This is a genomic window from Streptococcus sp. OMI750, assembly GCF_047463895.1.
GTDB lineage: Bacteria > Bacillota > Bacilli > Lactobacillales > Streptococcaceae > Streptococcus.
Genome location: NZ_JASHCZ010000003.1, coordinates 110,092 through 134,263, shown reverse-complemented (window position 1 = coordinate 134,263; position 24,172 = coordinate 110,092). Strand labels below are relative to the sequence as shown.

At 43.6% G+C, this 24,172-nt stretch carries 19 protein-coding genes; 17 read left to right on the top strand and 2 right to left on the bottom strand.

All coding sequences use genetic code 11. The features are described 5' to 3' along the window. Window positions 1-12 precede the first annotated feature (12 nt). The 11 genes from QM830_RS07285 to QM830_RS07235 all read left to right on the top strand — a co-directional run bounded on the left by QM830_RS07285 (window position 13) and on the right by QM830_RS07235 (window position 15,239). Complete coding sequence (locus tag QM830_RS07285; RefSeq protein ID WP_049515705.1) at window positions 13-375, top strand: hypothetical protein; 363 nt, start codon at window positions 13-15, stop codon at window positions 373-375. Window positions 376-388: 13 nt separating this feature from the next. Then, window positions 389-2,575, top strand: coding sequence for a hypothetical protein (locus QM830_RS07280; protein ID WP_414326239.1), 2,187 nt, complete (start codon window positions 389-391; stop codon window positions 2,573-2,575). A gap of 8 nt (window positions 2,576-2,583) precedes the next feature. Then, window positions 2,584-3,672, top strand: coding sequence for a hypothetical protein (locus tag QM830_RS07275; protein WP_414326237.1), 1,089 nt, complete (start codon window positions 2,584-2,586; stop codon window positions 3,670-3,672). A gap of 1 nt (window position 3,673) precedes the next feature. Further along, the gene (locus tag QM830_RS07270) at window positions 3,674-4,078 is read left to right on the top strand and encodes a hypothetical protein (RefSeq protein WP_414326235.1); all 405 of its coding nucleotides are present in this window, start codon (window positions 3,674-3,676) and stop codon (window positions 4,076-4,078) included. A 220-nt stretch (window positions 4,079-4,298) separates the two neighbouring features. Further along, window positions 4,299-4,853: a hypothetical protein gene (locus tag QM830_RS07265; RefSeq protein ID WP_414326234.1), complete on the top strand. Its 555-nt coding sequence runs from the start codon at window positions 4,299-4,301 to the stop codon at window positions 4,851-4,853. A 9-nt stretch (window positions 4,854-4,862) separates the two neighbouring features. Next, window positions 4,863-5,402 (top strand): DUF3592 domain-containing protein, encoded by a 540-nt coding sequence (locus tag QM830_RS07260; RefSeq protein ID WP_414326232.1) that lies wholly within the window; start codon window positions 4,863-4,865, stop codon window positions 5,400-5,402. 198 nt (window positions 5,403-5,600) lie between these two features. Further along, complete coding sequence (locus tag QM830_RS07255; protein ID WP_414326231.1) at window positions 5,601-9,995, top strand: PolC-type DNA polymerase III; 4,395 nt, start codon at window positions 5,601-5,603, stop codon at window positions 9,993-9,995. Window positions 9,996-10,032: 37 nt separating this feature from the next. Further along, window positions 10,033-10,710 (top strand): hypothetical protein, encoded by a 678-nt coding sequence (locus QM830_RS07250; protein ID WP_414326229.1) that lies wholly within the window; start codon window positions 10,033-10,035, stop codon window positions 10,708-10,710. A 14-nt stretch (window positions 10,711-10,724) separates the two neighbouring features. Then, complete coding sequence (locus tag QM830_RS07245) at window positions 10,725-10,874, top strand: hypothetical protein (RefSeq protein WP_009732168.1); 150 nt, start codon at window positions 10,725-10,727, stop codon at window positions 10,872-10,874. A gap of 172 nt (window positions 10,875-11,046) precedes the next feature. Further along, window positions 11,047-13,899, top strand: coding sequence for an AAA family ATPase (locus QM830_RS07240; protein ID WP_414326227.1), 2,853 nt, complete (start codon window positions 11,047-11,049; stop codon window positions 13,897-13,899). Between the two features lie 98 nt (window positions 13,900-13,997). Then, complete coding sequence (locus QM830_RS07235) at window positions 13,998-15,239, top strand: aminopeptidase (RefSeq protein WP_414326226.1); 1,242 nt, start codon at window positions 13,998-14,000, stop codon at window positions 15,237-15,239. 220 nt (window positions 15,240-15,459) lie between these two features. Here the strand turns inward: QM830_RS07235 and def are convergent, their stop codons facing one another. Beyond that, window positions 15,460-16,074, bottom strand: coding sequence for a peptide deformylase (gene def, locus QM830_RS07230; protein ID WP_003004253.1), 615 nt, complete (start codon window positions 16,072-16,074; stop codon window positions 15,460-15,462). A 60-nt stretch (window positions 16,075-16,134) separates the two neighbouring features. Further along, window positions 16,135-16,821, bottom strand: coding sequence for a cyclic nucleotide-binding domain-containing protein (locus tag QM830_RS07225; protein WP_414326224.1), 687 nt, complete (start codon window positions 16,819-16,821; stop codon window positions 16,135-16,137). A 145-nt stretch (window positions 16,822-16,966) separates the two neighbouring features. On the opposite strand from QM830_RS07225, the gene QM830_RS07220 reads away from it, so the two are divergent. The 6 genes from QM830_RS07220 (at window position 16,967) to QM830_RS07195 (ending at window position 24,052) form a co-directional block, all read left to right on the top strand. Further along, complete coding sequence (locus tag QM830_RS07220) at window positions 16,967-18,130, top strand: MFS transporter (protein WP_414326222.1); 1,164 nt, start codon at window positions 16,967-16,969, stop codon at window positions 18,128-18,130. A gap of 104 nt (window positions 18,131-18,234) precedes the next feature. Next, window positions 18,235-19,398 carry an MFS transporter gene (locus tag QM830_RS07215; RefSeq protein WP_414326220.1) on the top strand — a complete coding sequence of 388 codons (1,164 nt, stop codon included), beginning with the start codon at window positions 18,235-18,237 and terminating at the stop codon, window positions 19,396-19,398. Then, window positions 19,389-20,117, top strand: a complete 729-nt coding sequence (locus QM830_RS07210; RefSeq protein WP_414326218.1) for a pseudouridine synthase — start codon at window positions 19,389-19,391, stop codon at window positions 20,115-20,117. The genes QM830_RS07215 and QM830_RS07210 overlap by 10 nt, the downstream gene beginning before the upstream one ends. A gap of 220 nt (window positions 20,118-20,337) precedes the next feature. Beyond that, window positions 20,338-22,419, top strand: a complete 2,082-nt coding sequence (locus QM830_RS07205) for a Cna B-type domain-containing protein (RefSeq protein ID WP_414326217.1) — start codon at window positions 20,338-20,340, stop codon at window positions 22,417-22,419. Between the two features lie 296 nt (window positions 22,420-22,715). After that, window positions 22,716-22,985 (top strand): 30S ribosomal protein S15, encoded by a 270-nt coding sequence (rpsO, locus tag QM830_RS07200; RefSeq protein WP_009732177.1) that lies wholly within the window; start codon window positions 22,716-22,718, stop codon window positions 22,983-22,985. Window positions 22,986-23,407: 422 nt separating this feature from the next. Beyond that, window positions 23,408-24,052: a CadD family cadmium resistance transporter gene (locus QM830_RS07195; RefSeq protein ID WP_125374551.1), complete on the top strand. Its 645-nt coding sequence runs from the start codon at window positions 23,408-23,410 to the stop codon at window positions 24,050-24,052. Window positions 24,053-24,172 lie beyond the last annotated feature (120 nt).

Below are 24,172 nucleotides of genomic sequence, written 5' to 3'. Positions count from 1 at the left end.
AGGGGATGAATTATGGCTAATCAAGCGACATTAAATGCCTTAACAAGAGCATCTATTGAAGCAAGTATTGAAGTTACTAGATTATCAGGGGAAGTTTCAAAGTTGAGGGCTATTCATACAAAATTGAACAAACAGTCAACAACTATAAAGTATGAGGTGACACTTTCTGAAAATATTGCAGGTGATAAGTACGACGATGAAGAGCACCAAGAAAAAGCAGATTTAACCGCCTTAGAAAAAGTATTAGTGACAAAAAAAGAGGAAATTCTAGGATTACTGAGTGCCAAAATTAAACAGGTAGAAGCAGATTTAGCAACAGCTAATACGAAGGCGGCGAATGCTCAGAGTGCTTTGATAGCAGCTATGAACTCATAAAGGAAGTGAATGTATGACAGTAAAAGTAAAGAATATTTCTGGTTTAGAGAATTATGCAACTAGCATCCAGGGGTTCGCTGGTAAATTCGAACTAGCTGCTAACGATACAGTTCGTGAATTCAATACGAGTCTAGAAGGTGAAAAAGCAGAGGCTATTAATGCATTCTTTAGTGTATTAAATAATATCCAAACGACCATATTTTCTACAGCTCCTGAGGCTATTCGAACTTACGGGCGTCATATATCCACTTTCACAGATGCGATTAAGGGGTTGGGGTTCTCAAGTTTAGCATACACAGATGATGATGCAATGACTACTCTATTGAATTCTCTTACTACACCTCAACGTAATGAGATTACAATTGTTAAGGATAATTTAGTTACTGTGCTGGATGAAGCTGTTGAAGCTATGGGAGAAGGAGATTCTAGTTTAGGAAGCTTTGATCTTGTAGCAGACATGTATATAACAACTGAGGTTCTTGCCCGATCAGGGACTCATACTGGAATTATACTGGCAGATTCGGCACTATCAGATAACGTTAACGGTTCGGCCGATTTGTTTACATCTTTGACAGCGCAAACTCAGAATGCAAAAGCTGTGACAAAAGTATCTATTCCAGATCTTTTAGGAGCGATCAAGAGTGGTAATCTCAATAAAGATAAAATGGTTTACCTTTATAGAGTTAGTACAGATGCCGATGTTAAGATTCTAAATGCACAATTAAATGGGAATATAGCAGAAATTGCTAATATAATGGCGCAAGATCCGGCTAAAGTTTCTGATGGGGCATATAAAAATGTAGCAGAAGATATGACTTCTTGGCTGGATAGAAGCGAGTCAGGAATTAACAAAATGCAGTCATTTTTATATGCACTTGAAAAAGCTGATCAATCCAAAGTAAAAGACATTGTAACGAATCTTGGGAATATTCATGCTGTTTTGAAAAAGATTCATGTTGCAGAAATGAAAAAATTTGAAAAATCCTCTGATTATAATGAAGTACAATGGAACCAATATACAAAAGAACTACAACAAATGAATGATTTATCAGGTTTATTGGCTTCAATACGAGTGTTAAAAATTGGGACAGAGCATAAGAGAGACAGCATAATAGAGAGTACTCCTTCCCACAAAGTAAGGGATAGTTATGTTCGTCGTGGACTACGTATTGGATTGAATAATGCTGCTGATGCGGAATGGTACCTATCTGTTTCAACAGCCAGCAAGGTGGTTATCAGAAATGAAAGTGCTCCTATTCAGAGATATGACAAGGTCGAAGGAGATATTGTAACAACTTATAATAACTATACTTCTCACTTTGAGAATGGAATTGTTGGTTCGCTTGACTCTCAGTTCCAGGTAGAACTAGAGCAAATTGCTCAGGAACAACGGAAAGCTGAAGAAGACTTTTATTTATCTGTAGCAAAAAATGGTATGAAAGCTGTTATAGAATTTGTTGGGGGTCCAGTAGCATCAGGTACGTTTAGTATACTGACTAATTCAATAAAACCTGATGTTGGAGAAGGTGTAGAAAATACACAGAATATTTTAGAAGAGATGACATCGGGACGTATAAAAACAATTGTTAAAAATACAGGGAATGTACTTTCTCCTATTGCTGATAGTTTACAGGAGTTTATAGAATTGGATGAACAAGTTGAAGGTGTTAAAGCGAAAAAAGATAAATTAGAAAAGAAAATATATAATCTTCTTGTTGGTCAGGGAGGATGGGCTTTATATAGTAGAGATAGTAAAAACCTAAGGGGATCAAAACCAATTACAGAGAGTTCAGATATCTATACGGATTATGGGGCTTATAAACGAATAGAGGAGCTGAATCAAAAAGGGATAATGGGATTTGTAGAAGATCAGCAGTTAAAACATCCAGAAAAAGTATCGGTTACGACGGTTAAGGAGACGATAAATGAAGCATATCATGATGATCCTCGTATGAGAGATTTTCTTTTAGGAGAACATTCTGATGAAGATAGTTTCAATGCGGAAAACGCATCTCCAGAAGAACGTGTCTTTCATACAATGACAGGAGCAATAGGTGAATTATTTAATGATAAACCATTAACCGTACAGGATATGACTCCAGAACAAATTTCCCAAATACATGCTGTATTAATAGATACTGTAGGTGAAGGTGCTGTCACAAATTTTGATAAATATTTTAGCGAAAAGTATGGTTCTTAGGAGGAGAAATGAAAAGAAAATTAATTTTATGTGGTTCCTTGCTTCTAGCTATTGCAGTCGCTGTTTTTGGCTTACTTACCTTTCTGGATCACCAAAAACAAGAAAAAGCTAAGCAGGAACGTGAAAAATATGAGAATTATTTTTATTATACCGGACAATGGGAAATTGATTCCTATCAATTTTTAGAGGATGATCGAGGAGTTGTTGTCCATTGGAAGTCTTTAACTCCTGAGGAAGATAAGTTATTTGCAAAGTACTACCCACATTCAAGTGAGAACCTTTTAAATGCCCATGGTGCATCAAATCAGAAATATATTGTTAGAAAATTTCTCAAAAAATTAAAGGATGTTCCTGACTATCAGTGGCCAAAAGATGAATCAGAGGGATATTATAAACTTTCGATTAATACAATTCAAAATAAGCATATAAAAAAGGAGGAAGTAGACCTTTATCGGCTTGTAAAAAATTATAATAAAAATTATTTTCCGGTAGAGACAGGTGGTATCCAAGAAATCAATGGGAAAGATTATTTCCCAATAAAGATCTATACAACTACTGATAACAAACGTGTTAGTAAAAATTTATGGCTCAATCTTGAAACGAAGAAAATCGAATGGGAGGACTCAAAAGAACAGAGAGGAGTGGAAACTCCTTTAGTTGATTTAGGGAAATTAAAAGTTATTCTTGAAAATCATGGCCCAGTAGGAATCACTAATATATATGATGATATGAATCAGAATCAAATAACTTTCTTTCCTAATAATTTAAAGGGAAGTGTTCTAGAAAAGTCTGATCCAAAAGCCTATCAATTACTTCGTAAAAAAGATTCCCAATTATATATTTTGCTTGATGCCGAATTATATTACAATGTTGTCTTCGGCAATGTCCAAGAGTTTATCAACTTGTACCAACTATTTGTCCCAGCGAACACCAATCTTTATGAAGGAATTACAATTCCGGCAGAATTGAGTAAGGATGGACAGGTCCATCAAGTGAATACTAAAGAAGAGTTTGAAGCTTATTTTGATGTAGAAAAAGGTATCGCCTTAAATAAAGGAAGCCAAGTATTGGTTGAAGAAGATAACAAGGGGGGATAAAATGGATAAGAATCTAAAGAATATTAATCCTGATAATTTAAACAGGGTGAATGGTGCTTTTCGGGATTTGAGCTCTGAATTAGAAAATAATGCTTCTGATTACATTGAGTCTAGTGCCACAGAACAAATTCAAAATGCAACAGATAGTTTAAAAAAATTATCTTCTGAAATGAAGGAGACAATTGGATCTTTGGATGAATTCTTGTGTAATGTTGGTGAATCTTTCAGAGTAGCAGATGACTCTATGGCTAATTCAATTGGTCAGACTATGTATACGAAAGCGCCAGAGACTGGATTGCAACGTCAAGAACGTTTTATCCAAGAAGGGAAAACGACCTCTGATCAGCATTTTCGTCGAAAAATGGTGGAGAATACCAATTCACAATTCAACGATTTCCCTGCGTAGCGCATTCTTTTAATGAAAGTAGCTATACCAACTCTTAAATGAACTAGCTGAAAAAGAAGAGAAGCAAAATAGATTTTAGAGAGGATCACCTGATTCTCTCTTTTTCATCCCCTCAACTCTCTCCACCTAGTGACGAACTTGCTCTTCATACTAATTTCCGATATGATAGTAGAAACTGTTTTTTTAATTCAACTCAATCATAAAAGAAGGAAAATAATCCATGAAAAAGATGCTACTATTACTGGCGAGTGTACTTGTTTTAACAGCCTGCACTCAGCCGAAAAAAGAGGCCAAGGAGGCGACCGCAAACAAAACGGAACAAACTACAAAAGCAACCTCGTCTGCTCAAGAGGAAAAGAGTTTGAAATTTGTAGTGGCACCTCAATATGAAGGAAAAACATCTGATTTGATAGAGCAGGGTAAGAAGTTGGTTAAGGAGCATCCAGAGGCTGGTAAGCAAGGTGAGATCACTTTGTATTATACAGGGAGTACCTATACTTTGAACCAACAAGAATATGTAGTATTTATGTTGGTCAACAAAACGACAACGAATATTGATCATGATGCAGAGTTTAAGCTCAATTGGAGTTATGATGGGCAATCGATATATCAAAATCAGTTAGTAGAGTATAGTATTTCTGAAAATGGCACATTACCAACGCAATCGGCAACGATCTTTTTGCTTCCTTTGACTAAGGAGCAACAATCAATTGTTGAAAGTATAACAGATGGAACGAAGATGAGTCTGAGTATGTCAGATTTGATGATGAAGTAGGTGTTGGACATGACTGATATCAGCATACTTATAGTAATTGGTATGGTCGCTATTGGATTTCCTTTGTTTGCTGTACTCTTTTTTGGACATTTTTATAAAAGAGAAATTAGGATTAAAAACCTCTCTTCAAAGAGTGTTGAGGGAGTGGTAGTTGGTTATAAGCGAACACAAATTGTAGATGCTCCAATTGTAGAATATAGAGTGGATGGTCAGACCTATCGAAATAGCCTGAAATATTATTGGGTGGTGCGGGCAACACTTCCTTGGAAAACGAATCAAGCGGCTAGTGACATCGATTTGATGGCGCAAAGGATAACTATCTACACCAATTCTACAGTCTCAAAGGGAAATCTTTTTCAAGATGCTTTTCCACTGGGATCGAGCATGACGGTTTGGTATAATCCAGCCTGTCCTAAAGAATCATACGTCGAACGCTATAGTGGACTAGACAAATCTTATAAGCGGGAAATGTGGATTGGAATCTGGATGTTAATTTTATTGCCTATTTTAGCAGCTGTGGCCATCGTCATGGGGATGCATTATAAGTGATGGATCAGCCCTAACTGAATAAATGAAAGATGAAAAGAAATCACCGTCATATCGGTGATTTTTTCGTTTCTACTTCTCCCTCGAATTAATCCTTAAATTGTGATAAAATAAGGGTTACGAATGTTTTTGAATGGTCTGTTTTGCTTAGAATAAGGCTAGTCAAAAGCGAGCAAAAGAATCAAGATCAAGGGAGAAACAATGTCCAACACCTTTGAAATTTTAATGGATCAGCTGGATATGCCGCTGGAGATGCGATCTTCCAGTGCCTTTTTGCATGCGGAGATTCAAGAAGTCGTGGTGCACAAGGTCAGCCGGGTCTGGGAGTTCCGCTTTGCCTTTGCGGAAGTCTTGCCGATTGCTTTGTTTAAGGAATTGCGCCAGCGCTTGAAGGATGAATTTTCAAAGACGGGAAACCAGGCGACCTTTACCATCCAAGTGGCCAATCAGGACTTTTCTGATGATTTATTGCAGGCCTACTATCGTGAGGTCTTTGAGGATGGCCCTTGCGCGAGTCAAGGCTTTAAGGGGCTTTACCAAGACTTGCAGGTGCGTGCACAAGGGCAGGAATTGATCATCTCAGGGCCTTCTTCGGTTGATACGGAGCATTTTCGTAAAAATCATTTGCCCAACCTTGCCAAGCAGTTAGAAGCCTTTGGTTTTCCCCATTTCACCTGTCGGGTGGAGTCTGATGATACGCTGACAGAGCAAGAAGTGGCGCGCTTTGAGGAGGAAAATGAAAAGATCTTCCAAGCGGCCAATGAAGAGACCTTGCGGGCTATGGAATCCTTGGTCCAGATGGCTCCGCCACCAGCGATTGACGAAAAGCCAGCCTTTGACTTCAAGGCTAAGAAAGCAGCGGCTAAACCTAAGCTAGACAAGGCTGAGATCACTCCGATGATCGAGATCACAACAGAAGAGAACCGGATTGTCTTTGAGGGAGTGGTCTTTGATGTGGAGCACAAGGTGACGCGGACCGGTCGGGTCTTGATCAGCTTTAAGATGACCGACTATACTTCTAGTTTTTCCATTCAGAAATGGGTCAAAAATGAGGAAGAAGCCCAGAAGTTCGACATGATCAAGAAGAACAGCTGGCTACGGGTACGGGGAAATATCGAAATGAACAATTTCACCCGCGATTTGACCATGAATGTCCAAGACATCCAAGAAGTCGTCCATTATACACGCAAGGACCTGATGCCAGAAGGTGAGCGTCGGGTGGAATTCCACGCCCATACCAATATGTCGACCATGGATGCCCTGCCGGAAGTCGAAGAGCTGGTTGCCAAGGCAGCTGAGTGGGGCCACAAGGCGGTGGCCATCACCGACCATGGCAATGTGCAGAGCTTCCCACATGGCTTTAAAGCAGCCAAGAAAGCTGGGATCCAGCTGATCTATGGGATGGAAGCCAATATCGTAGAGGACAAGGTGCCGATCACCTATAATGAGGTGGATCTAGACCTCAATGAAGCGACTTATGTAGTCTTTGACGTGGAAACGACGGGACTTTCAGCTATTTACAATGACTTGATCCAGGTCGCTGCTTCTAAGATGTACAAGGGCAATGTCATTGAGGAGTTTGACGAGTTTATCGATCCGGGCCATCCTCTGTCGGCCTTTACGACCCAATTAACAGGCATCACCAACGAACATGTCCGGGGAGCCAAACCCTTGGTGCAGGTCTTGAAGGAATTTCAGGCCTTCTGTGAGGGGACGGTTCTCGTCGCCCACAATGCCACCTTTGACGTGGGCTTCATGAATGCTAACTATGAACGTCATGGTTTACCGAAGATTACCCAGCCAGTCATCGATACGCTGGAATTTGCCCGCAACCTCTACCCAGATTTTAAACGGCATGGCTTGGGACCTTTGACCAAACGCTTTGGGGTCGCTTTGGAGCACCACCACATGGCCAACTACGATGCGGAAGCGACGGGGCGCCTGCTCTTTATCTTTATCAAAGAAGTCGCTGAAAAGCATGGGGTGACCAATCTCAAGGATCTGAATATCGATTTGATCGATGAGAATTCTTATAAGAAGGCGCGGGTCAAGCATGCCACGATCTATGTCAAGAACCAGACCGGCCTTAAGAATATGTTTAAACTGGTTTCGCTTTCTGGGACCAAGTATTTCGAAGGAGTTCCACGGATTCCCAAGACCGTGCTGGATGCCCACCGCGAGGGCTTGATCCTTGGATCGGCCTGCTCAGAAGGGGAAGTCTTTGATGCGGTGATGTCGCAAGGTGTGGATGCGGCAGTCGAAGTGGCCAAGTACTACGACTTTATCGAGGTCATGCCACCGGCTATCTATGCGCCTCTCATTGCCAAGGAGCAGGTCAAGGACATGGACGAGCTCCAGACCATTATCAAGAGCTTGATCGAAGTGGGAGATCGCCTAGGTAAGCCCGTTCTTGCCACAGGGAATGTCCACTATCTGGAACCGGAAGATGAGATCTATCGGGAGATCATTGTCCGCAGTCTCGGCCAAGGGGCCATGATCAACTGGACCATCGGGCATGGAGAAGATGCCCAGCCAGCGCCGCTTCCTAAAGCGCATTTCAGAACCACCAATGAAATGCTGGATGAATTTGCCTTTTTGGGAGAAGACTTGGCGCGCAAGATTGTTATTGAAAATACCAATGCGCTTGCAGAGACCTTTGAGCCGGTCGAAGTGGTCAAGGGCGACCTCTATACGCCATTTATCGACAAGGCCGAAGAGACGGTTGCGGAATTGACCTATCAGCGAGCCTTTGAGATCTATGGTAATCCACTCCCTGATATTGTCGATCTGCGGATTGAAAAGGAATTGACCTCCATCTTGGGGAATGGGTTTGCCGTGATTTATCTGGCCTCGCAAATGCTGGTGCACCGTTCCAATGAGCGGGGCTACCTGGTTGGATCGCGTGGATCCGTTGGATCCAGCTTTGTGGCGACCATGATTGGGATCACCGAGGTTAATCCGCTCTCGCCTCACTATGTCTGCAGCCAGTGCCAATACAGTGAGTTCATTACCGATGGTTCTTACGGTTCAGGCTTTGATATGCCAAATAAAGACTGTCCAAACTGTGGCCATAAGCTCAGCAAAAACGGCCAAGACATTCCCTTTGAGACCTTCCTTGGTTTCGATGGGGATAAGGTACCCGATATCGATTTGAACTTCTCTGGGGAAGACCAGCCGAGCGCCCACTTGGATGTTCGGGATATCTTTGGGGAAGAATATGCCTTCCGGGCAGGAACGGTAGGTACCGTCGCAGCCAAGACTGCCTATGGTTTTGTCAAGGGTTATGAGCGTGATTTTGGCAAGTACTATCGAGATGCCGAGGTCGAACGCTTAGCTCTCGGTGCCGCTGGGGTGAAGCGGACGACCGGTCAGCACCCGGGGGGGATCGTTGTTATTCCAAACTATATGGATGTCTATGACTTTACTCCGGTCCAGTATCCAGCAGATGATGTGACAGCTGAATGGCAGACCACCCACTTTAACTTCCACGATATCGATGAGAACGTCCTCAAGCTCGATGTGCTGGGACACGATGACCCGACCATGATTCGGAAACTTCAAGACTTGTCAGGCATTGATCCAAATGATATTCCTATGGATGACCCAGGTGTCATGGCCCTCTTCTCAGGAACCGATATCCTAGGGGTCACACCGGAGCAAATCGGGACTTCAACTGGTATGCTGGGGATCCCAGAGTTTGGGACCAACTTCGTTCGGGGCATGGTGGATGAAACCCATCCGACGACTTTTGCGGAGCTCTTGCAGCTCTCTGGTCTGTCTCATGGTACCGACGTGTGGTTGGGAAATGCCCAAGACTTGATCAAGGCGGGGATTGCCGACCTATCGACCGTTATCGGCTGTCGGGACGACATCATGGTTTACCTCATGCACGCAGGACTCGAGCCTAAGACGGCCTTTACCATCATGGAGCGCGTGCGGAAAGGCATGTGGCTCAAGATCTCAGAAGAAGAGCGCAATGGCTACATCCAAGCCATGAAGGAAAACAATGTTCCTGAGTGGTACATCGAGTCCTGTGGGAAGATCAAGTACATGTTCCCCAAAGCCCATGCGGCTGCCTACGTTATGATGGCCCTTCGTGTGGCCTACTTTAAGGTGCATCATCCTCTCTATTATTACTGTGCCTACTTCTCGATTCGGGCCAAAGCCTTTGACATCAAGACCATGGGGGCTGGCCTTGAGGCCGTGAAAGCTCGGATGAAGGAGATTGCTGAGAAACGCAAGAACAACGAAGCTTCCAATGTGGAGATCGATCTCTACACCACCCTTGAGATTGTCAACGAGATGTGGGAGCGTGGCTTCAAGTTTGGCAAGCTAGACCTCTATCGCAGTCAGGCGACAGAATTCTTGATTGATGGGGACACCCTGATTCCACCATTTGTCGCCATGGATGGTCTGGGAGAGAACGTTGCCAAGCAAATCGTGCGGGCGCGTGAAGAAGGAGAATTCCTTTCTAAGACTGAGCTCCGCAAGCGCGGCGGTGTCTCCTCAACCCTGGTTGAAAAGATGGATGAGATGGGGATTCTTGGCAATATGCCAGAAGACAACCAGCTCAGTCTCTTTGATGATTTGTTTTGATAGATTCAACGATTCTCGCTAAGTTTGAGGTTGGCTAATGATAGAAAAGAAAAAAAGAGCAATACCCTGGAAGTCAGGGAAGATCATTTCCATTCGCTTACGAAATGGTGTCTATGTCTTAGCACAAATGGTGCGAGAGCCCTATCTGGTATTTTTTAACCATTTCAAGCAGGAAAATAGCTGGAAGGGAGTGACCTTGAAAGAGGAGAATATTCTCTTTTGTAAAGCAGTCACTCGTCAGTTTCTACGCTCTAGTCCTGTAGCGATTGTCAAAGACCTTGAGCCCCTGTTAGATTATCAGTTACCCAAAGAATGGATTTATAGCCATTTGGGTGGGCATTCGATTACGGTTTCGGTGAAGGGATGGGAGCGCCAAGTAGCTGGTTTTGGCCAACGGCTTTCCTTGGTTCAGGCGGATAAGGAAAGTGGCCAACCAGAGGATAATCCTCTGCTGGGACTCTTCCAAGCCTATATCCTACCAGATATCCAAGAGCAGGATTGGGAGCGAGTCGGGCAGGCTGAGCTCATGTCTCTCGAAGTTTTTCCAACGCTCAATGAACGTCTCTATCTCTGCTTCCTCTATGGGAAAAATGTGAATCCAGAGCTAGATATCTCATTAGGAAAGCCCCTGCCAGATGAGTATGAAACCTATCTCGATATTCTTAGCAACAGCCCAGAAGCACGACGTCTCTATCTGGGTGAGGAGGATGACTAAGAAAGGAATAGAACATGACGGTTGTCATTTTTGCGGAAGACAAACCTGCTGAAAAAGTCTTTGTCGATAAGCTAGAAGTAGCTGACAAGGTGCTGCTCCTTTCCACCACTATGCTCTTAGGAGCGATTGCTCTAGTCAGCTTATATTCAGCCTTGAAAGATTAGATGATAGCCTCTATTTTCTTTTTGAAAATAGAGGTTTTTAAGTCCGTTCAGACCGGATAAGTGTTTTCTTTGGATCTGGATTGTGTTACAATTTTTAGTGACAAGTGTTTGTAACAAGGAAACAGAAATACAATGGATGTTCTTCCAAAAAAATGAAACAGAGGAGAAGCGCGTGGCAAGATATTTAGTAGGGCCTTACAACAATAGTTGGAACTTTATGGATGCGATTGAAAAAGCGCAGGATGGGGATACCATCGAGTTTGAAAATGGGTATGTCTTTCAATGGCCGACAAATAAAGTGATCGAGATCGACAAGAACCTTCATTTTGTGGGGCATGTAGTCCCAAATCCAAATGGCAATGGGCGCATGTTTAACAACATCATTGAGGCTTCCTTCCGATTTGTAGAAGGAGTTCAGGTGACGTTTGAAGACTTGTGGTTTAAAGTTGGTGGAAATTATACTACTTTGAGTTTATGGAATGGCTCAGACATCACCTGTAAACAGGTCTATTTTGAAGCAACCACTCCAACAAATAATGAATTTTTTATCTATATGGATACGAATTCGAAAATGACTTTGGAAGGAGTCGGAATGAAGGTTCCGGAAAAACACCAAAGTGCCATCGGTATGTCCGCTTCGGAATTGTCCATTCGCAATTCAACGATTTTTTCTAAGATAGAACTATCAGAAGGTTCCAAGTTGACCTTAGAAAATGTCCAAATTGAAAAATTTGAGAATAATACGATCCATGCCAAGGACTCAGAAGTGATCGCAAAAAATTCAACGATTACAGGCGGGGATCTGGAAAATGATTTTCCACCAGTTTGGTTGAGGAATGTCATTTGGGAGTCTGAAAACTGTAAAATTGAGCTACCTACGGGGACTGGGGTCTGTCTTGACAATAATGTTCAATTCAATTCGGATTCGGATCGTATGACCTCCATCAATTCATACAATAGTATGATCCGAGCTCACCAGGCTACATTTTCAGAATGTTTATGCGTCTATGAAGCATCATTTGCTTCTTTGACTGGAGAAACGACTTTCTTGAATGAGAATACCCAAACCATTTCATTTGGAGTTTTTGATGAGAGTGTGTTGATGGCTGAGCATCTGATTTGCCATAAGATTGCGGATCCCAATATCCGACTCCAAAGTGGGGCCTTTGTGAAGGCAGGCACCATAACCTATAGGCAGGGCGATGCGCGTGATCTGACCAAGGAAATCGAGGATGGTTGTGACTATCTTGTCGGTAGAGAAGTGGCCAAGGGCAATGCGCAAGTCGTTCCTACGGGACAGGCGACGGATGCAACGGTGGCTCCAACCACCGCAAGAGACTCTGGACCAGAGAAGAAACAAGATGCTCTTCAAGAACTCAATAGCCTGATTGGTCTTGAAAAAGTCAAACATGAGATCAAGAAAATGATCAACATGGTGGAATTTAACAAGAAACGAATCGCCAGTGGTAAGGCTCCTGAAAAGCAAACCTTACACGCGGCCTTTATGGGAAACCCTGGTACAGGGAAGACCACGGTAGCCCGTCTGTTGGGACAAGTGCTCTTTGATGCAGGTGTCCTCTCAGGGGAGGAATTCCGTTTTGTGGAAGCAACGGAGTCCGATCTGATCTCTTCGAATATTGGAGGAACGGCTGAACAGACCCAGGCCCTGCTTGAAAAAGCGCGTGGGGGGATTCTCTTTATTGATGAGGCCTATAGCTTGGATAAGAAGGACAGCGGCGCAGATTTTGGGATCGAGGCGATCAATACCATCCTCAAATTTATGGAGGATAATCGCGATGACATTATGATCATCTTTGCCGGCTATACCAAGGAAATGGAAGAGTTCTTAAAGACCAATCCAGGCCTTCGTTCTCGGGTGCCAAATAATTTCATCTTTGAAGATTTCACGGGAGATGAGATTGTCCAACTGGGCGAAATGATCCTAAGGAAAGGAGACTACAAGCTCGAAGACCGGGATTACTATGCGCGGCATGTTAAGCGGGCTTATGATGGCTCGCTAGATAAGAGCAATGGTCGCTGGATCCGTAACCTGGATGAGCAATTGACCAAGACCATGGCAGATCGGGTGGTGGCCCAAGGTTCCGATGATATTGAGACCATCCTCAATAGCGATATCGATGCTGTCCTTAACCAAGGTAAGTACCAGGCAGGAGCCGATAAGGAAGAAGATGGAATGGCTGCCCTCAACCGTCTGGTTGGAATTGCTAAGGTGAAAGAGCAAGTCGAACAATTCGTGGCCATGGCTGAGTTCAATCAAAAACGGGCTGAACAAGGTGGCATCGTCGAAGATACGACTTTGCACTCCCTCTTTCTTGGAAATCCCGGTACAGGGAAGACCACCGTGGCCCGCATTTTGGGCAATATCCTCTTCCAAAAAGGGGTTATCAAGCAGAAGAAATTCATCGAAGTTTCGCGGAGCAATCTAGTTGGAGGCTACCAAGGTCAAACGGCCTTGAAGACGCGCGAAGTCCTAGAAAGTGCACTAGGTGGCGTCCTCTTTATCGATGAGGCCTATACGCTCTTTACCGGTTCAACAGATGATTTCGGGAAGGAAGCCTTGGACGAAGTCCTTAAATTTATGGAGGACCACCGTCGCGATATCGTTATTATCTTTGCTGGCTATACAAAAGAGATGCACGACTTCCTGCAGGTCAATTCAGGGCTGCAAAGCCGGATTCCAAGTGTCTTTGACTTTGAAGACTACAGTCCAGATGAGATCGTCGAGATCGGTCTGTTGGGATTGCGCAAGCAAGGCTACCAAGTCAATGAAGCTCTTTATGGAGAGATCGTCAGAGAAAATTATATGCGTGCCAATGATCATAGTAATGGTCGCTGGGTTCGCAATCTTAATGAAAAACTCTTGCGCCAAGTATCGACGCGAGTAACCCGTGAAGGTAGTACGGATTACAATTCGATTTTGGATCAAGATTTGGAAGCCTTGAGGGAGAATGGCAATTCTGGACATCCCCATACCGTGGATGATCAAGGCTATGTTCTTCCTTGATCGAGAAAGAAGAATCAGGATTCTGCAGGAGCGGAATCCTTTTTGCATGGACTTGTGGTATACTAGGAGAAGATCATTCACTTATGAAGGAGAAAAAAATGGTTTTACCAAATTTTAAAGAAAACTTAGAAAAATACGCAAAATTGTTGGTGGCAAACGGCATCAACGTGCAACCTGGCCATACCTTGGCTTTGAACATCGATGTGGAGCAAAGAGAATTGACCCACTTGATTGTGAAGGAAGCCTATGCCTTGGGTGCGCACGAAGTGATTGTCCAATGGGCAGATGATTTTACGACCCGGGAAAAATTCCTCCATGCACCGATGGATCGCTTGGACAACGTGCCTGACTACAAGATTGCAGAGATGAACTACCTTCTTGAAAACAAAGCGAGTCGTCTTGGTGTCCGTTCTTCTGATCCAGGTGCCTTAAATGGTGTCGATGCAGAGAAATTGTCTGCTTCTGCCAAGGCTTTGGGAATGGCTATGAAACCAATGCGCATCGCTACTCAATCCAACAAGGTCAGCTGGACAGTGGCTGCAGCAGCTGGTTTAGAGTGGGCGAAAAAGGTCTTCCCAAATGCGGCGAGCGATGAAGAAGCAGTGGATCTCCTATGGGATCAAATCTTCAAGACCTGCCGGGTTTACGAAGAAGATCCAGTCAAGGCTTGGGAAGAGCATGCTGCTACTCTCAAGAGCAAGGCGGAGATGCTTAATAAAGAACAATTCTCAGCCCTTCATTACACAGCACCAGGAACCGATTTGACCCTTGGCTTGCCGAAAAACCATGTTTGGGAATCTGCTGGAGCTATCAATGCCCAAGGCGAAGGCTTCTTGCCAAATATGCCGACAGAAGAGGTCTTTACAGCTCCTGACTTCCGTCGTGCAGAAGGTTATGTCACTTCCACAAAACCGCTTAGCTACAATGGGAACATCATCGAAGGCATCAAAGTGACCTTTGAAAATGGAGAAATTGTGGATATCACAGCAGAAAAAGGCGATCAAGTCATGAAAGATTTGGTCTTCAAAAACAAGGGAGCGCGTGCCTTGGGGGAATGTGCCCTCGTACCAGATCCAAGTCCAATTTCCCAATCAGGCATTACCTTCTTTAATACCCTCTTTGATGAAAATGCCTCTAACCACTTGGCCATCGGGGCAGCCTATGCCACCAGCGTAGAAGGTGGCGCAGAATTCACAGAAGAAGAACTCGAAGCAGCCGGCCTCAACCGCTCAGACGTCCACGTCGACTTCATGATCGGCTCAAGCCAAATGGATATCGATGGCATCCGAGAAGACGGTACCCGCGTTCCAGTCTTCCGCAACGGAGATTGGGCAATATAGGGAGCAGGACAGAAATCGGTAGACGCAGTCTCGATTTCGTAGTCCTGCCCCCACACAGTTGATTAGACTGGACGAAGAACCGAAAGGTTCAAGTACCGTCAATCAACCGCTGTGCTAAGAGACAGAAATCGGTAGATGAAGTCTCGTAAATAAAAAACGTAAGGTAGGAGTGAATTCATCACTTCTACCTTACGTTTTTGTCAGTTATGCCCTTAGTATCTTATTCTAAAATCAAGAGTCCTTCTTTGATTTCAAATGGGTTGTTTGGATTGATGCGGTCATAGAACATGATGCCGTTGGTGTGGTCGATTTCATGTTGAACGACGATGGAGTTGTAGCCTTTGAGTTTGATGCGTTTCTTTTCCCCATCTTTTGTGAAATACTCCACGGTCACGCGGGCATGGCGAACCACATAGCCTGGGACGTTGCGGTCTACAGAGAGACAGCCTTCCCCGTCACCAAGAGCCGCATCTTGCACAGAATGGGCAACAACCTTTGGATTGTACATGACTTCTTGAAGGCTATAGGCTTCTTTTGGTGGGTTGCCATCGGCATCTTCTGGATTGGGCACTAAAACAGCGATAATGCGTTTCGAGATGTCCAGCTGAGGGGCAGCGAGTCCCACTCCTCCACGGAGGCCAAGTTTTTCAGCCATAACAGGGTCTTGAGAATGGTGCAAGAATTGCATCATTTTTTCACCTAGGATAATTTCCTGATCAGACAAAGGGAAGGTCACATCTTCCGCAACAGCTCGAAGTGTTGGATTTCCTTCGCGAATGATGTCATCCATATCAATCAAATGGGATGCTCTTGTAACTTTTTCAATTGCTTTCATCGTTTTACTCTCACTTTCTTTCTAACCTCCATGATAACACAAAAGAGCCTAAAATTAAAGTTATCTGTCGGCGGTTTCCGCATGTTTGATGGACAAATCATTCATCCTTTTTGCATCTAAAATCGTATAGACTCGCCCTTCTCTTTGGACTAAGCCCTCGTCGATCATCTGCTTGATGACACGGCTAAGGTGGCGGTAGCTGATCCCAAAACGCAGGGCCAGCTGATTCATCTTGGGCTTGAGGGTCCCATTTTCATCACAATGCTCCAAAAAATGCGTAGCTAGGCGTTCCTTGACCGAATAATGAAAGTTGGCAGGAGCCAAATAGTTGATCTGGTGCAATTTCTCAGCCAAGGTCTTGGCAGTAGAGCGCAAAAAGGTTGGATCAAGTAGGAGTCGGTCCTTGAAATGCCGAGCAGAGAGCTGAACGACTAGTGAGTCTTGGTCTGCAATGACCGATGTGATACAGACCCGATCGAGCAGGAGTTCAATCTCTCCTAAGAGTCCAGGTTTTTCTTGGATTTCAAGGATGGTGTCGCTACCATTTTCAAGACTGTGGACGATCTTGAGCCGGCCTTTGAGAAAATAAGGAATGACATCTTGGTCAGAACCCTGGCGGCAGATATACTCTCCAGCCTGATAGAGAACGAGGTCCAGCTGACTAAGACAGTCATCTGGAAAGATCTGATCCAATTGGTAGTCAGTGATGATCTCCATGAGTTTCGTAGAAGGGGAAACTTTTTTCATCTTAATCTCCTAAAATAGGACAAATGTCCTGTTTTTCTCTTTCTAAATTGATTATACTAGGATTCTATTGAAAATACTAGTTTAAATCTTTTCTGAAAAAGTTAGTGAAATCAAAAAATTACCAGTAAAGTGTAGGAAATAAAAAATGAAAAAAACAATGGAAAGAATCAGTCTCTTGAGTTTGTCGCTCATGCTGATCTCATCCTTTTCAATTACAGCCGGTTTGCCAGCTATGAAGGCCTATTTTAGCCAATTCGGATATTCAGCAGGCCGGGTGGAACTCTTGGTTTCCCTGCCGGCCTTTGCGGTTGTGGGCATGCTCTTTTTAAATAGCCTGATCGAGCGGTGGATGAGTGAGCGCCAGATGATTGTCGCAGGGCTCTTGCTCTTTTCAACTAGCGGCCTTGTGCCTTTGGTCGTGCAGGACTATCCTCTCATCTTTCTGAGTCGTTTTCTCTTTGGTTTGGGGACAGGAATGATCAATGCCAAGGCTATTTCGATTATCAGTGAACGCTACTCAGGGAATGACAAGACTCGAATGCTGGGCTATCGGGGGTCTGCTGAAGTGGTGGGCTCAGCCATCTTGACTTTTATTGTTGGACAACTCTTACCCCTAGGCTGGCCAGCGATCTTTGCTGTATATGGAGGTGGTTACTTGATTTTACTCCTCTATATCCTTTTTGTCCCTTATCCTAAGGGGAAAAAACAGGCTAGCTTGAAGGAGAAAAAGAAAAGTTCCGCACGCCTTCGCTCCCCTCAATGGCGTTTTAGTCTGATGCTAGCCGTGATTGCTGGTATCATCATTTGTTTCAATTCCATCATTAGCCTGCGCGTGCCGGATATCATTGTTGACGCTCGTATGGGAACAGCGACAACAGCTGGAACAGTCCTAAGTCTGATGCAATTGACAGGGATTGTAGCGGGAGTGGGATTTGCTAGTTTGACACATGTTTTCAAAAAGAACTTGCTCATGATTATGTGCTTTGGTTTCGGTCTAGCTTTAGCCTTGATTGGCTTGTCTGGACAGCTGTGGAGCCTGATTCTAGGAACCCTCTTGGCAGGATTTACCTACAGTACGGGGGTCACCAGTATCTTCTATCACTTATCTGAAAAAATCCCGACCAATCTCCTGAACCTTGCGACCTCGCTTGTCTTGATTGGCTGCAATCTCGGATCAGCCCTCTCTTCTTTCTTCATCCAGTTGGTGACGCCACTAGCTCCTTCCAATCACCTGCTCTTTGTCTTGATTGGCGTTTTGATGGTTGGAACAGGAGTCTTCGCCTCACAATTACTAGCACGAACGAAATGATGGAGAAATCATTTCGTTTTTTTAATTCAATCTATTGCGTCCTGTCACTAGCTCGTGTTATTATAGGAGGAGTGTGAAAAAAGATTAGTTTAAAGGATAATATAATGAAAAGAATCATGGAGAAAGTGAGTATTCTCGCGCTTTCATTCATTTTGACGACCTCGTTTTCGATTTCGAGTGCGCAGTCGGCCATGTTTGCCTATTACAAGGGAATTCCTCATAGCATGATTGAGCTCTTGGTCTCGCTTCCTTCGGCAGGGATCATGGTCTCGCTTATCTTCAATAAGTGGATTGGGCGCCTGTTTTCAGAGCGTCAAATGATTGTGACCGGTCTAGTTGCGTACGCCCTGTGTGGCTTTATTCCCTTGATCAGTCCAGCCTATCCGGTTGTCTTTTTATCTCGGATTATTTTTGGGATGGCGGTCGGTTTGCTCAATGTATCTGCCATCGCTATTATCAGTGAGCGTTACAAGGGGAAAGAACGTGTCCAAACCCTTGGCATTCGTGGCTCTGCAGAAGTTGTCGGGACAGCAGTTCTGACCTTTGGGGTTAGCCTTTTGATCCGCTTTGGCTGGCAGGCTGCCTTTCTCGTCTATGGAATCAGTATTCCTATCTTGCTCTTGTATCTCTTATTTGTCTCTTATGATTCGAAAACAGTGGATGCAGAGGAGAAACATCGGAATGATCAGATGACAGCTAGTCAATGGCGGACGGCACTAGGCTTAGCTGTTGTTGCGGCGTCGATCGTCTTATCTAATGTCATGATTACTGTTCGGATTCCAAGTGTGGTGGAGCAAGTTGGGCATGGCACTGCCCAAACTGCAGGGCTTATTTTAGCAGCTATGCAATTTGTCGGGATTCTTGCAGGATTAGCCTTCTCCCCATTAACCCAGCTCTTCCGCGATCGCTTGTTGCTCGTTTCGGGAGTGGCCTATGGCTTGACCCAAATGTTGATCGGGCTTTCTACCAATCTCTGGATGCTTGCCATTGTGACCGTCCTTGCAGGCTTTGCCTATAGTGTAGCTCTCACAACTGTTTTTAATGTCATATCTGATCAGATGCCTGCTGGAGTACTAAGTCAGGCAACTTCCATTGCGATTTTGGGGTGTAGTGCAGGTTCGATCGCGACGACCTTTGTTCTCAGCCTCTTAGGAACTGTTTCCTCAGCTCCTGCCTTTATTTTTGGATTTTCTGGTATCCTCATGATCCTGGTTTCCTTTTTTGGCCTTTGGATTGTGCGAAAGGGTGGGAAGAGATCATGCGCTTAGATAAATTTTTAGTAGATTGTGGTGTGGGGAGTAGGACCGAGGTTAAGCAACTCCACAAGCAAAAGAAAATTGCAGTGAATGGCAAAAAAGAGACAGCAGGGAAACTACAGATTGATCCAGCTAAGGACCAGGTGACCTTTATGGGGGGAGACTTGGTCCATGAAACCTTCGTGTATTATCTGCTCAATAAACCAGCTGGTGTCATCTCCGCTACAGAGGATGACCATCACCAAACTGTGCTGGATCTATTGGATGAGACAGCTCGTCATAAGGAAGTCTTTCCTGTCGGACGGCTAGATATCGATACCCATGGCTTGCTACTTTTGACCAATAATGGGAAGTTGGCTCATGCTATGTTGTCCCCAAAGAAGCATGTGGATAAGCTCTACCGCGCCCATGTGGCTGGAATCATGACCCGGGAAGATGTCGTCCGCTTCAAAGCAGGAATAGAGTTGAAAGATTTCACGACTCTGCCAGCTGAGTTGGAGATTCTGGAAGTTGATCAAGAAGCCAAAACTTGCTTGGTTCAGATCCGCATCGCAGAAGGAAAATTTCACCAGGTCAAGCGCATGGTCGCAGCCTGTGGCAAGGAAGTGGTTGATCTTGAGCGGATCTCTATGGGACCTCTGAGCCTGGATCCCACTCTTGAATTGGGGGAGTGGCGACGGCTCAAGCCCTCTGAACTGGCCTCCTTAGAGGCGTTTGGAGTTCCTTTATAAGCAAAAATATAAGCAGTCTGCTTCGAACAGACTGCTATTTTTTATTTGTATCAAGAAAATGTACTTAAAATACAAAAAGCATATATATTAGCTTGTCTTCTCAAAGTAAATCGATTATAATGAAAAAAGATAGGTTGTGCGTAAATTCACAATATGTAGTGATAATTTTTTTTCGCCTATACCTTATCTAGTAAACGTAGAAAAAGGAGAAAAATCGTTTATGAAAAAGAGGCTTTATTCTGTTGTAACAACAGTTGTCCTATTTTTGGTAGCGGCTTTAGGATTTGCCAAACCCAATAGTCTCGCTAAAGTTCATGCAGATACGATCAATGATGTCGTGTCATCTGTCACTATCTCCAAATCAACTGGTGGGGCCATTACAGAACCACTCGGTGTTTGGGAAAGTTTTCAAGTTGAAGCGAACTTTGTCCTGCCTAATGGGCGTGTGAAAGCGGGAGATCAGACCGTCATTCAACTTGGAGATGACTTCAAGGTCTTTGAAACGGATACCATTGACCTGCTCGATCCAAGTGGTCAAAAAGTTGCGACAGCAACGGTAGATGATCAAAGAAAAATCATCACAGTAACCTATACAGACTATCCTGAAAGAATGGCCAATGTAACAGGGAAACTGCGATTTTTCGCGCGTGTGGATCACCAAGTTGTCAAAGGACAAAAGACGCTTGATTTCACTCTTACGGTCGATAAGAACGTCATTTCAGGTGGAAAGATCGATTATAAAGGAGTGAATCCAGGTGAGTATCCTCCAACTCCAGAAGTCTTTAGCAAATGGGGCTGGACTAACTCAGATGATAAATTAAAATTGACCTATACCTTGAACATCAATCAAGGTCACACTGCCCTTCATAATATTGATATTAAAGACCAATTGGCCTTTACAGATGGAAAAATCAAAGCAGATTCTATCAATATCCATACTGGAACTTGGCAGATCGATAACGAAGATGGGGCTTATCATTTACGAGATACCACAAATGTCACTAAAAATTATTCCCCTGTTGTCAGTGCCGATGGTCAATCTCTAACGGTTCATATCGGAGATCTAGCTCCAGAACAAGGAATGACCATTCGCTATGATGTTTATTTGGACAAGGTCCCAGCCATCAATACTTCCTACAAAAATAATGCGAAGATGACAGCGACAGAAGTCCAGGAGCAAAATAAGGTTGCAGACATTCTGTATCAATTTCTTGATGGAGATTTTAATGGTGAGAAATATTCCTTCACCATCCACAAAAAAGGAGAAAATGGTCAGGCTCTTGCAGGTGCTGTCTTTGCGGTGATTGCAGATGACACTAGTGTGCAAGTCGGAACCATTACCACAGATGAGAAAGGGACAGGAACCATTACTGGCTTGATCAAGCAAGCTTATACGGTGCAAGAGATTCAAGCTCCGACAGGATATGTCCTATCAGAAGAGCCTATCAAGATCAGCAAGGACGATTTCGGAAATGACCTCGCAATTTCTCGTGATGTCGTAAACCAAAAAGAAAAAACCAGCGTTGCTGGTCAAAAGACATGGAACGACAATGACAATCATGATGGCAAACGACCATCAAAAATCACCGTAAATCTTTTAGCGAATGGGACCAAAGTTGCTTCTAAAGAAGTGAAACCAGATGCAGAAGGAAATTGGCTCTACCAGTTTGACAATCTTGATGTTGTTGACGATGCTGGTAATCTTATTGCCTACACAGTTTCAGAAGAACCTGTTGCAGGCTATGAAACAAGTGTTGAAGGAACGAATATTACCAATAGTCGTACACCAGAAGTGACAGAAGTAGCTGTCAAGAAAATCTGGGATGATAAGGAAAATAAAGATGGTCTTCGTCCAGATAAGGTAACAGTCCGTCTGCTTGCAGATGGTCAAGAAGTAGCTGTAAAAGAAATTACTGCTACTGACAATTGGCGGGCAAGCTTTACGGATCTACCAGTATACAAGGAAGGCAAGAAGATTGCCTACACCATTACAGAGGATCCAGTGGCAGGCTACACAGCAACTATTGATGGTTTCACGGTAACCAACCATCATACACCACCGGCAACCCCGCCAGGTACGCCCCCACCACCACCGTCTACGACTACACCGTCTACGACTCCATCGACAACCACACCAAGCACATCGGAGAAACCAGAAACTCCAACCACACCAAGAGAAGGAAAGAAAAAAATTCTTCCATCAACTGGTGAAGTCGTTGCTTATGGGTTGACGATACTCGGTGCACTCTTAGCAGTTTTTGCTTTGGCTTTGCTCTTGCGTGGTAAACGAAAAGAAAAATAAGATTCATACAGTTAAAAGGCAAATATTCTAAAAGATATTTGTCTTTTAAAATCTCTTTGTTCGAGGAATAATAGGGTTAAATCGTTCAACTTCCTGAGGTTCAACGTAGAGTAAAGGAATGGGCTTTTGTAAAATGGATCTGTCCTTAAAAATTCATCTGGAAGGAAACATAAGTGTTTGACAGAAAGATGAAATCTTGGTAGAATGAATAGGTCGAATAGACAACTAACTCTTTCTTGGTAGCAGGCTATGCCAAACCTGCCACTCGGATAGAGCATAAAGAAAAGGAGCTTATCATGGCAATCTCAAAAGAGAAAAAAAATGAAATCATTGCACAATACGCACGTCACGAAGGTGACACTGGTTCAGTAGAAGTACAAGTTGCTGTCCTTACTTGGGAAATCAACCACTTGAACGACCACATCAAACAACATAAAAAAGACCACGCTACTTACCGTGGTTTGATGAAGAAAATCGGTCGCCGTCGTAACTTGTTGGCTTACCTTCGTACCAACGACGTTAACCGTTACCGTGAGTTGATCAACTCTCTTGGACTTCGTCGTTAATCTTGCGTCTAAAACGTTTCTACACTTCGTTGACTTCGCCTCGATGTACCATCAGTACAATCTTCGGCTCGGCGCCTTGTCTAGAAACGTTTCATCCAGCAAGAATGGAGCCTTCTGAATTCAGAGGGTTTTTTTATTGGGGTTTTATCGGCCACAATTTTGGAGACTACAAAAATCTCAAATGGTAGCAGTCTGCAAGCCCCCTCGGAGAGCCCAGACTTTACGAAGTAAAGTATAGTGGGTTATACTTTACATGGAAGTAGTCACCGAATTCCAGTTAGAAATTACTTTGTAACTACGTTTTGAGGAGGAGTAAAATGCTTTCCTACGTTCGACATTACCCACTAGCGATAGCTAAATTAATGTGTCTGTGCTTCCCTAAAATCTGCTGATTTATTACTGACTAATACAGGAGTTTTTTTATGGGACAGACAATCATATCTGCTATTGGTGTTTATATTTCCACCAGTATCGATTATTTAATTATTTTAATTATTTTATTTGCACAGCTATCACAGAATAAACAGAAATGGCATATTTATGCGGGGCAATATCTAGGCACAGGCTTACTTGTAGGGGCGAGTTTAGTTGCTGCTTATGTCGTCAATTTCGTGCCTGAAGCATGGATGGTTGGATTGCTTGGTTTAATCCCTATCTATTTAGGGATTCGCTTTGCAATTGTTGGAGAAGGTGAGGAAGAAGAGGAGGAAATTATTGAAAGATTTGAACAAAGCAAGGCAAATCAACTGTTTTGGACAGTTACATTGCTGACAATTGCGTCTGGCGGAGATAATTTAGGTATCTATATACCTTATTTTGCTTCGTTAGATTGGTCACAGACACTCGTGGCATTGCTTGTGTTTGCAATCGGCATAATTATCTTTTGCGAGCTTAGTCGTGTGCTATCCTCTATGCCGTTAATATCCGAGACAATTGAAAAATATGAGCGAATCGTTGTGCCCTTAGTATTCATTACACTTGGACTATACATCATGTATGAAAATGGCACGATAGAGCCTACAATCTTCGGTTCGTCGCCTTTTCTAGAACGGTTTTATCCAGTATAATCTTCGGCTACGGTTCCTAGCATCGTAAGGTAAAATAGACCAGATCGATCTCCCTTCGGGGAGATTTTTTGTTTTGTTGTCTTTTCCTTATCGCACAAGATCCATCATTCTGAGGAAGTC